The organism is Thioalkalivibrio sp. XN279 (assembly GCF_011089885.1).
Taxonomy (GTDB): domain Bacteria; phylum Pseudomonadota; class Gammaproteobacteria; order Steroidobacterales; family XN24; genus XN24.
Genome location: NZ_JAANBD010000027.1, coordinates 261,077 through 274,827 on the forward strand (window position 1 = coordinate 261,077; position 13,751 = coordinate 274,827).

14 protein-coding genes are annotated in these 13,751 nt (G+C 69.0%); 11 read left to right on the top strand and 3 right to left on the bottom strand.

What is annotated here, in order from left to right; translation table 11 throughout:
* Positions 1 to 2: 2 nt before the first annotated feature.
* The 3 genes from G8346_RS08195 to G8346_RS08205 form a co-directional block, all read right to left on the bottom strand.
* Positions 3 to 2,099, bottom strand: a complete 2,097-nt coding sequence (locus G8346_RS08195; protein WP_166050065.1) for a S9 family peptidase — start codon at positions 2,097 to 2,099, stop codon at positions 3 to 5.
* A gap of 76 nt (positions 2,100 to 2,175) precedes the next feature.
* The gene (locus G8346_RS08200; protein ID WP_166050067.1) at positions 2,176 to 3,051 is read right to left on the bottom strand and encodes a universal stress protein; all 876 of its coding nucleotides are present in this window, start codon (positions 3,049 to 3,051) and stop codon (positions 2,176 to 2,178) included.
* A 4-nt stretch (positions 3,052 to 3,055) separates the two neighbouring features.
* Positions 3,056 to 3,829 (bottom strand): helix-turn-helix domain-containing protein, encoded by a 774-nt coding sequence (locus G8346_RS08205; RefSeq protein WP_166050069.1) that lies wholly within the window; start codon positions 3,827 to 3,829, stop codon positions 3,056 to 3,058.
* A gap of 206 nt (positions 3,830 to 4,035) precedes the next feature.
* Here G8346_RS08205 and G8346_RS08210 point away from each other — a divergent pair, with 206 nt between their 5' ends.
* From G8346_RS08210 to G8346_RS08260, 11 genes are all read left to right on the top strand, one after another.
* On the top strand, positions 4,036 to 4,662 hold the full coding sequence (locus tag G8346_RS08210; RefSeq protein ID WP_240901371.1) for an OmpW family protein: 627 nt from the start codon (positions 4,036 to 4,038) through the stop codon (positions 4,660 to 4,662).
* Positions 4,663 to 4,847: 185 nt separating this feature from the next.
* The gene (ccoN, locus tag G8346_RS08215) at positions 4,848 to 6,266 is read left to right on the top strand and encodes a cytochrome-c oxidase, cbb3-type subunit I (protein WP_166050073.1); all 1,419 of its coding nucleotides are present in this window, start codon (positions 4,848 to 4,850) and stop codon (positions 6,264 to 6,266) included.
* Between the two features lie 12 nt (positions 6,267 to 6,278).
* A complete protein-coding gene (ccoO, locus tag G8346_RS08220; protein WP_166050075.1) occupies positions 6,279 to 6,887 on the top strand; it encodes a cytochrome-c oxidase, cbb3-type subunit II in 609 nt (202 codons plus the stop codon).
* Positions 6,888 to 6,890: 3 nt separating this feature from the next.
* Positions 6,891 to 7,070, top strand: coding sequence for a cbb3-type cytochrome c oxidase subunit 3 (locus tag G8346_RS08225; protein ID WP_166050078.1), 180 nt, complete (start codon positions 6,891 to 6,893; stop codon positions 7,068 to 7,070).
* Positions 7,067 to 7,963 carry a cytochrome-c oxidase, cbb3-type subunit III gene (gene ccoP / locus G8346_RS08230; protein WP_166050080.1) on the top strand — a complete coding sequence of 299 codons (897 nt, stop codon included), beginning with the start codon at positions 7,067 to 7,069 and terminating at the stop codon, positions 7,961 to 7,963. The genes G8346_RS08225 and ccoP overlap by 4 nt, the downstream gene beginning before the upstream one ends.
* 11 nt (positions 7,964 to 7,974) lie before the next feature.
* On the top strand, positions 7,975 to 8,373 hold the full coding sequence (locus G8346_RS14635; RefSeq protein ID WP_206202646.1) for a hypothetical protein: 399 nt from the start codon (positions 7,975 to 7,977) through the stop codon (positions 8,371 to 8,373).
* A complete protein-coding gene (gene ccoG, locus G8346_RS08240; protein WP_166050082.1) occupies positions 8,373 to 9,794 on the top strand; it encodes a cytochrome c oxidase accessory protein CcoG in 1,422 nt (473 codons plus the stop codon). Before G8346_RS14635 ends, ccoG begins: the two co-directional genes overlap by 1 nt.
* Positions 9,794 to 10,303: a FixH family protein gene (locus G8346_RS08245; protein ID WP_166050084.1), complete on the top strand. Its 510-nt coding sequence runs from the start codon at positions 9,794 to 9,796 to the stop codon at positions 10,301 to 10,303. Before ccoG ends, G8346_RS08245 begins: the two co-directional genes overlap by 1 nt.
* Positions 10,304 to 10,309: 6 nt before the next feature.
* On the top strand, positions 10,310 to 12,772 hold the full coding sequence (locus G8346_RS08250) for a heavy metal translocating P-type ATPase (protein ID WP_166050086.1): 2,463 nt from the start codon (positions 10,310 to 10,312) through the stop codon (positions 12,770 to 12,772).
* Positions 12,769 to 12,975, top strand: a complete 207-nt coding sequence (ccoS, locus tag G8346_RS08255) for a cbb3-type cytochrome oxidase assembly protein CcoS (RefSeq protein ID WP_166050088.1) — start codon at positions 12,769 to 12,771, stop codon at positions 12,973 to 12,975. The genes G8346_RS08250 and ccoS overlap by 4 nt, the downstream gene beginning before the upstream one ends.
* Positions 12,972 to 13,748 carry a sulfite exporter TauE/SafE family protein gene (locus G8346_RS08260; protein ID WP_240901372.1) on the top strand — a complete coding sequence of 259 codons (777 nt, stop codon included), beginning with the start codon at positions 12,972 to 12,974 and terminating at the stop codon, positions 13,746 to 13,748. Before ccoS ends, G8346_RS08260 begins: the two co-directional genes overlap by 4 nt.
* Positions 13,749 to 13,751: the final 3 nt, after the last annotated feature.

The following is a 13,751-nucleotide window of genomic DNA, read 5'->3' on the forward strand; positions in this document are numbered from 1 at the left end:
AGTCACTCGGCGCCGAGCCAGCGCTCGAACCAGGCCGCCATTTCACCGTAGAAATGGCGGCTGTTGTGGCCGGTCATGATCCAGTGGTTCTCCTTCGGATAGACCAGCAGGCGGCTGGGCACCTGGAGGCGCTGCAGCACGGTCCACAGCTCCAGCGTGTTGTTCAGCGGCACGCGGTAGTCGAGCGCTCCGGCCGTCACCAGTGTCGGCGTGCTGAAATTGGCGGCGTAGGTCATCGGGCTTTGCTCGGTCCACAGCGGATGGCCTTCCCAGGGCGGACCGCCGACGTTCACCTCGCGGTGGTAGACGGCATCGCTGGTGCCCCACTGGCTCGCGAGGTTGACCAGGCCGGCGTGATTCACCAGGCAGAGGTAGCGGTCGGTGCTGGCCAGCATCCAGCTCGCAAGATGGCCGCCGTAGCTGGCGCCCGCGGCGCACTGGCGCGCGCCGTCGATAAAGCCGTAGCGGGCGATGGCCACGTCCGCGCCCTGGTTGATCTCCTCTGCCGGGCCCTTGAGCGGATCGCCCTGGATGCTCTGGGCGAAGGCCTCACCGAAGCCGGTCGAGCCCTTGTAGTTGGTCGCCACCAGCACGTAGTCGGTGCCGGCAATGAGGTGGTAGTTCCAGCGCAGGTGCACCTGGTCACGCCACATACCGTGCGGACCGCCGTGCATCAGCACCACGACCGGGTACTTGCGCGCGGGATCGAAACCCGCCGGCCTGACCAGGAGATTGTGTATGCGCCGGCCGTCCTCGGTTTCGAACCAGAAATGCTCCACCGGCTGCAGGTCGAGCTGGGCCGTGCGCGCGCCGGTGAAGTCGCTCAGGGCCCGATGCCCGCCGCGTCGCAGGTCGATGCGCACCACCTCCGCGGGATTCACGGCGCTCTCGAAGTTCGCCAGCAGCACCGGACGACCGCGCTGCGATATCGACAGGTTGCCGTAGCCGCCCTGCGCCATGTCGAAGGCGAGGCGCGCCTCGCCCCCGCTGCTGCGGCCGCGGTACAGCTTGACGTGGCCGGCATCCTGGCCGAGGACGTAGACCTCGCGCCCGTCCGGCGTCACCGCGAAGTCACCCGCCGTGCGCAGGTCGGGCAAGGTGATCTCGGCCGCGACGGTCGCCGCCGGCCAGTCCAGGCGCACCACGCGCGCGGCGTTGAAGACGCGGTCCGTACGCGGTACGCGCCGCGCGAACAGGCTGCGCCCGTCGCTGCTGAACACCGGTCCGCTCCAGCCGTCGCCGCCCTCCAGGCCGTCCCTGCCGGTGAGGCGGCGCGGCTCGCCGCCGGACAGCGAAACCTGCCACAGCTCCGAGTTCGTGAAGTCGAATGCCGCGCGGTGCCGGTTGCGGCTGGCCACGAATACGATGGACTCGCCGTCGGGCGCCCACGCCGGATCGAGGCCGCCGCCGCTGGCCGCGTAGCCGGGCTGTTGCACCAGCTCGCTGCCGGCAAGCAGGTCTACGGCGCCGTCCGCGCCGATGGTCTGCACCAGCAGCCGCGGCTGGCGCTCGGGCTGCAGCCACTTGTCCCAGTTGCGGATGGGGAAGCCGTCGTAGGCGTGCACCTCGTACTTGCGCTCGCCCTCCTCCTTCTTGATGCGCTCGCTGTCCTCGTCGTTGGCGGCGTCGCGGTGCACGTCGCTGGTGAAAGCGATGCGGCTGCCGTCGGGCGAGAAGCGCGGCTGGCGGGCGCCGGTGCTGATGGAAGTCACGCGCTGGGCCTCGCCGCCACGCGCCAGGTCGAGAAGATAGACCTGCGCCGCCTCGTCCCCCTCGCGCTTGGCCGTGAAAGCGATGCGCGTGCCGTCCGGGCTCCAGGCAACGCCTGATTCGCCGGACTTGACGAAGGTGAGCTGGCGGGGCGGCGTCGCGCCGTCGGTGTCCACCAGCCACAGGTGCGTCGCCTGCTTGTCCTTGTCGTAATCCGGCTGCACGACCTGGAACACTGCCTGGCTGCCGTCGGGGCTGACCACGGGCGCACCGACGCGCGGCATCAGCCACAGGTCCTCGTGGGTCATAGGGCGCGGCGCGGCGTTCTCGTCGGCATGCGCAAGCGCGGGCAGGAGGCACAGGGACAGCAACAGGATTCTGAGCAGCATGGGCAAAAGGCTCCCTCGATGGACCGGAGACGTGAAGGCCGGATTCTGCCAGAAAGGCGCGTGCGGCGGGACGCGCTCAGGCGAGCGGGCTGCGGAATCCCGGCGGCTTGACCACCAGCAGGTCGCATTCGGCCCGGTCCAGCAGCCGCTCCGCCGTGCCGCCGACGAACACCTGCTCGACGCGGCTGCGCGAGATCCCGCCGGCCAGCAGCACGTCGGCCTCGAACTCTGCAGCCAGGCGCGGCAGCTCCTGCTCCGGCCGTCCCTCGATGAGATGCAGCTGCGGGGCAGGAATGGATCTGTCGGCGAGCAGCGCATTCACGGCGGCCGTGGCCTCGCGGGCGGCACCGCCGGCGACACAGTGGGCGACGTGACTTTGCGCCTGCAAGGCGGAGCCAAGCCGCTCCGCCAGGTCGAGGATGGCATGGTCGAGCCTGGCATGCCGGTCGTCGCGATGGCTCGGGTCGACGGCGGCGAGCAGCCGGGGATGTTGCGGCCAGTCGCGCCCCTTGGCGAGCAGCAACGGCGCCGGGCAGATGCGGATCAGCTGCCAGTCGGCGGCGCTCAGGGTGGCCCGCGCCAGCCACTCGTGATGATGGGTGCGCATCACCACCAGGGCAGCACCGACCGCCAGTGCGCGGCGCGTCACCGCCTCGTGGCCCGGGTTCGCGTACTCGGCCGCCACCGCAACCTCGAAGCCGCGCTGGCGCCACGGCTGCGCCTTCTCTTGCAGCCACGCCAGGCTGGCATCGACCCGGGCCGCGCGCGCGGCCTCGAGCCGCTCGGTCACGCGGAAGTGGCTGCCCTCCATGGCCTGGTCGAACTCGACCCGGAACAGCTCCAGCGGCAGCCGCAGGGCGCCGGCCAGCCGCGCGCCGCGCGCCAGGGCGTGGTCCGGCACGTCGGCCGGGTCCATCACCACCAGCACCGGGGACGGGCCGGACAGGTTCATCGCCTTACCTCGAGTGGGGGGTGCCTCGCGTCGCGCTGCCGCCGTCAAGATCCAGCGCCTCGCCCAGCTTGAGCAGGGCGTTGAAATCCAGGATCTCCACCTCGCGCCGCTTCACCGCCACGATGCCCTCGTCCTGGAAACGCGCGAACAGCCGGCTGATCGTCTCCGTGGCAAGGCGCAGGTGACTCGCAATATCACGTCGTGGCATCGGCAACGTGACGAGGTGCGGCACCAGGCCGCGACGCGCGTAGCGCCGGGACAGGCCCAGCAGGAAAGCGGCCAGGCGCTCGTCCGCGCTGTGTTCCGTGGCCAGCTGTGCGCTGGCGGACATCTCCCGGCTCATCACCCGGAGAATCTGTGTCTGCAGGCCGGGCACCTCGCGCGTCAGCTGCTCGAGGCGCGCGAAGGGCAGCGCACAGACGGAGGTCGTCTGCAGGGCGACGGCGTTGCAGCGGTTGCGTCCGGAATGGATGCCGTCGAGGCCGGCCAGCTCGCCGCCGATATGGAAACCGAGCACGTGCTCGCGGCCCTGGTTGTCGATGGTGTAGGTCTTCAGCGCCCCGCTCTTGACCGCGAACAGCGCATGGAAACTGTCCCCCTCGCGGAACAGGTGCTCTCCGGGGCGGATCGGCCCGCGCGTGTGGACGATGGACTCGAGTTTCTCCATGTCGTCGGCGTCAAGACCGAGCGGCAGGCAGAGGTCGCGCAAGGAGCAGGTGCGACAGGTTTGCCGGAGATGGGCGATGCTGACGACGTTGGAGTTGTTTGCGGACGACACCAGAGATCCTTGTGGAGCCTTATGCGGATTGTAAACAAAGACTTGGCTCTGGCGGCCTGTTGAAACCACTTATTTACCGCGAACTGGACTCTGTCCAGAATTGATCCAGGTCAATTCGCGGTTTCCGGACATGGCTAGAATTCCATGCAAATTCAACGACAAAGCATGGGAGTAACCACATGCGCACTTTAGCTTCAGCACTTGCTTTGACCGCTGCGCTCGGCCTCGCCGCCCCGGCCTCCGCCCACGAAGCGGGCGACTGGCTGGTACGCTTCGGCGCCAGCGTGGTCGACCCGAAGAGCGACAACGGCAACCTGGACCTGACCGCGCTCGACGGCGGCGTCCAGCAGATCAGCGTCGACGACAAGACCGGCGTCACCTTCAACTTCACCTACATGTACACGAAGAACATCGGCGTGGAAGTCCTCGCCGCCCTGCCCTTCGAGCACGACATCTCGGTGGAAACCCTTGGCGAAGTCGGCAGCGTCAAGCACCTGCCCCCGACCATCAGCCTGCAGTACCACTTCCTGCCTGACAGCGTGTTCCAGCCCTACGCCGGCATCGGCGTGAACTACACCCGCTTCTTCAGCGAGAGCGAGAAGGGTGTGCTGGTGGATCCGCTGGGCGTGACCCTGGACGTCGACAGCTCGTCATTCGGTCTCGCGGCCCAGCTCGGCTTCGACTACATGGTCACCGACCAGTGGTTCCTGAACTTCGACCTGCGCTACATCGACATCGACGTCGACGCCAAGATCAGGGAAGTTCCGGAGATCAACGGCACGGTCAACATCGACCCGGTGGTGTACGGCATCCACCTGGGCTATCGCTTCTGACATTGGCGCGGGGTAACGCACTCCGCATCGGCCGCAAGGCGCCGGGATGCCGCATGGCGTCCCGGCGCCGGCTTGAAGAGCCGCGCCGGGCGCGGCTCTTTACGGTCCAGCCGACACGTAAAGGTTTTTCCACCACGGGGGCGCTGACGCCGCCCGTTTCATCTTCCGGCAGCCGGTAGAGGACTATGACGACAGCAACTGCATACAACGACAAGGTCGTCCGCCAGTTCACCATCATGACCATAGTTTGGGGAGTGGTCGGGATGCTGGTCGGAGTCATCATCGCAGCCCAGCTCATCTGGCCGGGCCTGACTCTGGACATTTCGTGGCTGAGCTATGGCCGATTGCGTCCGCTGCACACCAATGCAGTGATCTTCGCCTTCGGCGGCAGCGCCCTGTTCGCGACCTCGTATTACGTGGTCCAGCGCACCTGCCACGTCCGGCTGTTCGCCAGCGGTCTCGCCGCCTTCACCTTCTGGGGCTGGCAGGTGGTGATCGTCCTGGCCGCCATCACGTTGCCGCTGGGGCTCACGCAGGGCAAGGAATACGCCGAACTGATCTGGCCCATCGACCTGCTCATCACCGCGGTCTGGGTGGCTTACGCGGTGGTGTTCTTCGGCACCATCGCCATTCGCAAGGTGAAGCACATATACGTGGCGAACTGGTTCTACGGCGCCTTCATCCTCACGGTCGCCGTGCTGCACATCGTCAACAGCCTGGCGCTGCCGACCAGCCCGCTGCATTCCTACCCGGTGTACTCCGGCGTGGTGGATGCCATGGTGCAGTGGTGGTACGGCCACAACGCCGTGGGCTTTTTCCTGACCGCCGGCTTCCTCGGCATGATGTACTACTTCGTGCCGAAGCAGGCGGGGCGGCCGATCTATTCCTACCGGCTGTCCGTGGTGCATTTCTGGGCCCTGATCTCGCTCTACATGTGGGCCGGCCCGCATCACCTGCACTACACCACCCTGCCCGACTGGGCGCAGACGCTCGGCATGGTGTTCTCGCTGATGCTGCTGGCACCCTCCTGGGGCGGCATGATCAACGGCATCATGACGCTCTCCGGCGCCTGGCATAAGCTGCGCACCGACCCGATCCTGAAGTTCCTCATCGTGTCGCTGTCCTTCTACGGCATGTCGACCTTCGAAGGCCCGATGATGTCGATCAAGACGGTGAACGCGCTCTCGCACTACACCGACTGGACCATCGGCCACGTGCATTCCGGCGCGCTCGGCTGGGTGGCGATGATCACCATCGGCTGCGTCTACATGCTGGTGCCGCGCCTGTTCGGCAAGAAGGAAATGCACAGCATCAAGGCCATCGACGTGCACTTCTGGGTCTCCACGATCGGCGTGGTGCTGTACATCGCCTCGATGTGGATGTCCGGCGTGATGCAGGGCCTGATGTGGCGCGCGGTCAACGAGGACGGCACGCTCACCTACACCTTCATCGAGAGCATCGCCCGCACATATCCCTTCTACGGGGTGCGCCTGCTGGGCGGCCTCCTGTTCCTGGGCGGCATGCTGATCATGTGCTGGAACACCTGGCGGACCATCCGCGGCGCCAAGGCCGCGGACGTGCCCGTCATGGCGCCGGCGCACTAGGGGGAAACTGGCATGAAGCACGAATTCATCGAACGCAAGGTCGGCCTCATGGCCGTACTGGTCGTCCTCGTCATCAGCGTCGGCGGCCTGGTCGAGATCGTCCCGCTCATTTTCGATTCCCAGGTGCGCGACCCGGCGCCGGGCGTGGAGCCCTATGCGCCGCTCGCGCTGGCCGGCCGCGACGTCTACCTGCGTGAAGGATGCTACGGCTGTCACTCGCAGATGATCCGGCCTTTCCGCGCGGAAACGGAGCGTTACGGGCATTACTCGCTCGCCGGCGAGTCCGTTTACGACCGGCCGTTCCAGTTCGGCTCCAAGCGGACCGGGCCGGACCTGGCGCGTGTCGGCGGTCTCTACAGCGACGAGTGGCATCGCCTGCACCTGCGTAACCCGCGCATCGTGGTGCCGGAGTCCAACATGCCGGCTTATCCCTGGCTGGAGAAGAACGGCCTCAACGCCCGTGCGGTGGAAAAACGCATGCTCGCCTTGCGCGCGCTCGGGCATCCCTACTCGGACGAGGACATCGCGGGCGTCAGCGCCGCGCTGGAAGGCAAGACCGAGATGGATGCTCTCATCACTTACCTGCAGGGCCTGGGCACCAACCTGGCCCGGGGACGCTGAGTCATGAGCGGCGACAACTGGCACATCGTCTGGACCCTGCTCCTGATGGCGGCGTTCATCGGGATCGTGGCGTGGGCGTGGAGCCATCGTCGGCACAAGGACTTCAAGGAGGCGGCGCACCTTCCCCTGGAGGAAGACGAGCGCCGGCCGCAAAGCACTCCTGAGAATGGGGAATCGCGATGAGCAGTTTCTGGAGCGGATGGATCATCCTGCTGACCGTGGCCAACATCATCGGCGCCGTATGGCTGCTGTGGATGACCTCGAGACTGAGCCCGGAAGAGAAAGCCTCGGAAACGACGGGGCATGTGTGGGACGGCGACCTGAAGGAATACAACAACCCGCTGCCGCGCTGGTGGCTGTGGTTGTTCTACCTCACGGTCGTCTTCTCGATCATTTACCTCGTGCTGTTCCCGGGCCTGGGCAACTTCCAGGGCGTTCTCGGCTGGTCCCAGACCGGCCAGTACCAGGAAGAAGTGGCGCGCATCGAGGCGCGGCAGGACGAGTTCTTCGCGCGTTTCGCCGAGATGGACATCGCCGAACTCGCGCGCGACCCGGACGCCATGTCCGCGGCGGCGAACATCTTCGGCAACCGCTGCGCCCAGTGTCACGGCTCTGACGGCCGGGGCGCACCGGGCTTTCCGAACCTCACCGACCAGGCCTGGCTGTGGGGCGGCGACGAGACCGCAGTGCTGGCCAGCATCCAGAGCGGCCGCGTCGGCGTGATGCCGCCGATGGCCGACTCGCTGGGTGGCGAGCAGGGCGTGGCGCAGATGGTGGAGTACGTGCGCAGCCTCTCCGGGCTGGACCACGACGCGGACATGGCGGCGGCTGCCGCCCCGCTGTGGCCGGTGTGCGGCGCCTGCCACGGCATGGACGGCACCGGCATGACCGCGCTGGGCTCGCCCAACCTGACCGACGCCAACTGGCTCTACGGTTCCGGCCGCGCCACCATCGCCGAGACGATCACCGGCGGGCGGCAGAACAACATGCCGGCGCAGCTGCCGGTGCTCGGGGAACTCCAGTCGCGGGTCCTGGCCGCTTACGTCTTGCGCCTCTCCGGGCAGCTCGGCGACTAGGGAGGTAACCCATGGCACTCGGACGCGCGGACAGGCTCGTCGGAGACGAAACGAAGCCCCGGCCGTGGCGGCGGCGGCAGCGCGATTTCGCCTACGTGGCCTGGGCGTCGTTCCTCATGGCGTGCGCCGCATCGGCGGTGTTCTTTGCCATGGTCGATCCCGTGGTGCTCTCCGGCACGACGACCCCCGGCTGGGAGATCAGCCGCCAGGCCGGCTACGCCATCGGCTTTTTCGGCTTCTGGCTGCTGACCGCGGGAACGGCCGCCTTCGCCGTCTGGCTGGTGCGCACGGAACCGTCGGGCGGCGGCGCCGGAACCCGGCGACCGCGTGACGGTCAGAACAGGCGGCGGCGCGGATTACTGCGCCGCCGCGCCCGCCCGGCGGCCGGCCGGGACGCAGGGGACAACTGATGAACGCGCAAGTGCAGGGCGGCGCCGGCGGCGGCGCGCCCGAATCCTTTTATGCCGCCCACCAGAAAATCTACCCGCGGGAAGTAAAGGGCCGTTATGCGTCCCTGCGCAATCTCGCGGTGTGGGTGCTGCTGGGCATTTATTACGTCCTGCCCTGGATCAGCTGGGAAGGACGGCAGGCGGTGCTGTTCGACCTGCCGGCGCGCAAGTTCTACATCTTCGGCCTCACCTTCTGGCCGCAGGACTTCTTCTTCATGGCGTGGCTGCTGATCATCGCCGCGCTGACGCTGTTCTTCGTCACCGCACTCGCCGGACGGCTGTGGTGCGGCTACGCCTGCCCGCAGACGGTATGGACCGAAGCCTTCCTGTGGATGGAGCGCATCACCGAGGGCAACCACTCGCAGCGCCGCAAGCTCGACAAGGGTCCATGGACACGCGAGAAGGTGCTGCGCAAGTCCGCCAAGCAGGTCTTGTGGATCACCTTCTCACTGTGGACCGGCTTCACTTTCGTCGCCTATTTCACGCCCACCATGGAGCTCGGCGCCAAGGTGCTGAGCTTTTCCACCGGTCCCTGGGAGACTTTCTGGGTGCTGTTCTACGGCTTCGCCACCTATGGCAACGCCGGGCTCCTGCGTGAGCAGGTGTGCAAGTACATGTGTCCCTATGCGCGCTTCCAGAGCGCCATGTTCGACAAGGACACGCTGATCATTTCCTACGATCGCCGGCGCGGCGAGCCGCGCGGCGGCCGCAAGCGTTCGGTGGACCCGAAGGCGGCCGGGCTGGGCGACTGCATCGACTGCAACATGTGCGTCCAGGTCTGTCCCACCGGCATCGACATCCGCGAGGGACTGCAGATCGAGTGCATCGCCTGCGCCGCCTGCGTCGACGTGTGCAACGATGTCATGGACAAGATGGAGTATCCGCGCGGCCTGGTGCGTTACACGACCCACAACGCCATGGAGGAGCGCCAGCCGGTGCGCGTCCTGCGCCCGCGCGTCATGATCTACGCCACCCTGCTGCTGGCGTTGCTGATCGGCTTCGGCACGGCCGTGGCCAACCGCAGCACGCTCGTGGTGGACGTCATACGCGACCGCAACAGCCTGTATCGCGAGCTCCCCGGCGGCCGGGTCGAGAACGTGTACACCATCACCTTCGTCAACAAGACCGAGTCGCCGCGCGAGTACCGCGTCAGCGCCAGCGGGGTGGAGGGCGTCGAGCTGGAGTTCGACGTGCCGCTCCCCATCACTTCCGAACCCGGCGAGGTACGCCGCGTGCCGATGCGCATCCAGGCCCCGGTGGCCGCACTCCCTGCAGACGGCGCAGAGATCGAGGTCACGGTCGAGGCGATCGGCGCAGTGCCGGACATGGTGCGGCGCCAGACGCGCATCATCGGTCCCAGCGGCATGCCGGGAAGACGCTGATGAACCGCCTGTCGCACGAAGATTCCCCGCCCCCGCCCTGGTACCGGCAGTTCTGGCCGTGGTTCCTCATCGCGCTGCCGGCCAGCGTCGTCGTGGCGAGCATGTTCACCATCTGGCTGGCCACTCGTTCGCCCAATCCCATGGTGGTGGACGACTATGCCAAGATCGCGCGCAGCATCGAGCTGCGGCGCGAGCGCGACCTGGCCGCAGCAGCGCTCGGCGTGGCAGCCGAGATCCGGCTCGTGCCGGCGGCCGGACTGGTCGAAGTCCGCCTCGTCCCGGAAAGCGTGCAGCCGGAATCGCTGCAGCTGCGCCTCTCGCATCCCCTGGTTGCCGAGCGGGACCGTATCGTCGACCTGGTCAAGGTGCCGGGCGGGTGGAGCGGGCAACTCCCTGCACTGGAGGGGCGCTGGTACGTCCAGCTCTATCCGGGCGACGCCGGCTGGCGGCTGGCCGGCGAGCTCGCCGGCGAGAGCTCGCTGCGCCTCACGCCCCCCGAGGCGCCCTGAGGCCTCGTGGCACAACCCCGGTCGTCCAACTGCTTCCATTGCGGCGAGGCGCTGACCGGCACCGAGCCGTGGTTCGTGGCAATCGAGGGCGAGTCTCACCGCGTCTGCTGCCCGGGCTGCAAGGCGGTGGCGGAACTCATCCGCGACAGCGGCCTGTCAGATTTCTATCGCTTCCGCACCCTGCCCGCAGGGCGCCCCGCGGACGCGGCCACGGCCGCCCCGGAGTTGCCCTGGCAGCCTTTTGACCGTCCGGAAATGCTGGAAGCGGTCAGCGCGCCGGCCGGCGACGGGCTGCGCAGCTGCACCATGCTGGTCGAGGGCGTGCGCTGCGCCGCCTGCGGCTGGCTCATCGAACGCAGCCTCGAGCAGATACCGGGCGTGCGCGAGATCCGCGTCAACCCGGCCACGGCGCGGGCCCGACTGGTGTGGGAGCCGGGCGTGCTGCCGCTGAGCGGCGCGCTCGGCGTCCTGTCCCGCCTCGGCTACCAGCCGCATCCCGGCAGCGCCGGCGCCGCCGACATGGCGCTGCGGGAACGTCGCGCCGCCCTGCGCCGGCTCGGCGTTGCGGGCATCGGCATGATGCAGGTGATGATGTACGCGGTGGCCATGTACGTCGGCGCCTTCCAGGACATGGACGCCAGCCTCGAGCAGCTGTTCCGCTGGGTCAGCCTGCTCGTGGCGACCCCGGTGGCGCTGTACGCCGGGCGGCCCTTCTTCGCCGGCGCCTGGCGCGACCTGCGCTCCGGCCGCCCCGGCATGGACGTGCCCGTCGCCCTCGCGGTCGGCGGCGCCTGGTCGGCCAGCGTGCTGCACACGCTCAGCGGACAGGGCGAGGTGTATTTCGACTCGGTCACCATGTTCGTGTTCTTCCTGTCCCTCGCGCGTTACCTGGAGATGAGCGCGCGACATCATGCCGGCGACACCCAGGAAGCGCTGGCGCGGCTGCTGCCCGAGGCCGCGCGGCGGCGTGGCCCCGCTGGGGAATGGGAGACCGTGGCCTTGCGCGAACTGCGCCCCGGCGACGTGGTCTCGGTGCGACACGGCGAAACCGTGCCCGCCGACGGCCGTCTCATGATCGACGGCGCCCGGCTGGACGAGGCGATGCTCACCGGGGAGTCCCGTCCGCGCCTGCGGCGCCAGGGCGAAGCGGCGCTGGCCGGCAGCGTCAACCTCGGTGACCCGCTGGAGTTCACCGTGGAGCGCACCGGCGGCGAGACCCTGGTGTCCTCCATCGGGCGCCTGCTCGACCGGGCGCAGTCGGAGCGCACGCCCATGGCCGCCGCGGCCGATCGCGTCGCGCGCTGGTTCGTGCTGGGCGTCCTCAGCGCCGCGGCGCTGACCTGGTTCGCCTGGAACGCCATCGATCCGGCGCGGGCCTTCGAAATCACGCTGGCGGTGCTGGTGGTCACCTGTCCCTGCGCCCTGTCAATCGCCACCCCCGCCGCGCTCACGGCAGCGACTGGCCTGCTGGCCAGGCGCGGGCTGCTGGTGACGCGCGCCGGCGCCGTGGAGCGCCTGGCCCGGGTCGACCGGGTGATCTTCGACAAGACCGGGACCCTCACCCTGGGCCAGCTGCGCATCACCGCGGTGGAGGCAGCGCCCGGCTGGGAGGCCGACGCGGCGCTGGCCGTGGCGGCCGCGCTGGAATCCGTCTCCGAGCATCCCATCGCCCGCGCCTTCGGCATGGCCCATCCCGCCGGTGCGCCGACGGATGTGCAGGTTGCGCCAGGACGCGGCATCGAGGGCAACGTGCTGGGAAGACGCTGGCGCCTCGGCAAGCCCGACTGGGCGGCGGCGCTCGCCGGCGTCGCGCCGCCCGACCTGCACGGCGACGACACGGCCGTCTGCCTCGCCGACGACGAAAAGGTGCGCGCCGTGTTCCGGCTCGCCGACCGGCTGCGCGGCAGTGCTCGCGAAGAGCTGCAGAAACTGCGGCACCTGGGCCTGGCCACCGAGGTGGCGAGCGGGGACGCCACCGAGGCCGTGGCGCCCATGGCCGCGGCAGTCGGCGCGGCACGGTGGCAGGGCGGCATGACCCCGGAAGACAAGCTGGCGCTGCTGCGTGAGCGGCAGCAGGCAGGCGAAACCGTGGTGATGGTGGGCGACGGAGTGAACGACGCCCCGGTGCTGGCCGGGGCCGATGTCTCCATCGCCATGGCCGGCGGCACCCCACTGGCGCAGACCAGCGCCGACATGGTGCTGCTCGGCGAGTCCCTGGCGCCCCTGGCCGAGGGCATCCTCCAGGCGCGCCGCACCCTCAGGATCGTGCGCCAGAACCTGGCCTGGGCAGCGGGCTACAACCTGGTGGCGCTGCCACTCGCCGCCACCGGCTTCATCGCGCCGTGGATGGCCGCCATCGGCATGTCCGCGAGCTCGCTGCTGGTGGTGCTGAATGCCACGCGGCTGTCGCGCCCGCCCCGCTCCCGCATCGCCACGGACGCGCCGCTCGTCGCCGGAGCCGGCGCATGAGCATCCTCTACCTGATGATCCCGATGGGCATCCTGATCGTGATCGGCGCCGTCTGGGCGTTCTTCTGGGCCGTGAACAGCGGGCAGTTCGACGACCTGGACAGTCCCGCCTGGCGCATCCTGCTGGACGACGACACCAAGCCGCCGCAGCAGGGCAGCAAGCCGGACACAGGCGCCCCCGCAAACGAGGAGAACAAGGAATGAACCTGGTGGAAGCGGGACTTCCGGCGGCCCTGGTCGCAGGACTGGTGGGCAGCGTGCACTGCCTCGGCATGTGCGGCGGGATCGCCGGCGCGCTCGGCATGGCCGGTGGCGGCCGGGCCTCGCTCGCGGTGTCGTACAGCGTCGGACGCATCGCGAGCTACGCGGTCGCGGGCGCGCTCATCGGCGCGATCGGTGGCAGTCTCGCCGGAGCCGCTGGCCTGGGCCCCTGGCTGCGGCTGGTCATGGCGCTGGTGCTGGTGCTGCTCGGGCTGCAGGTCGCGCTGAACCTGAAGCTGCTGGCGCCGCTCGAGGCCGCCGGCGCCGGACTGTGGCGCCGCCTGGCGCCGGTGGCGCGCCGCTTCATCCCGCCGCGCCATGCCGGCCAGGCGCTGGCCCTCGGCGCCCTGTGGGGCTGGCTCCCATGCGGCCTGGTCTACGGCATGCTCGCCGCGGCAGCGGGCGCCGGCAGCGCCGCCGGCGGCGCCCTGTTCATGGCGGTGTTCGGCCTCGGTACGGCCCCGGCGATGATCGGCGTCACCTGGGCCTCGGGGCGCGGCAGCGGCTGGCTCACCGCACGCCGGCGCCGCATGCTGGGCTGGTTGCTGGTGGTGTTCGGCGCCTGGACCGCTGTCACGCCGCTGATGCGGCTGGCCGGCGGCGGGGCGCACGGCAGCCACCCGCCCGCCATGGAACAGCAGCAGGAGCATCGCCACCACGACGCAGCGCTGCAGGAAAACCGGATATCTCCCCCGACAGCCCTGCTGCCGGGCTGAGTA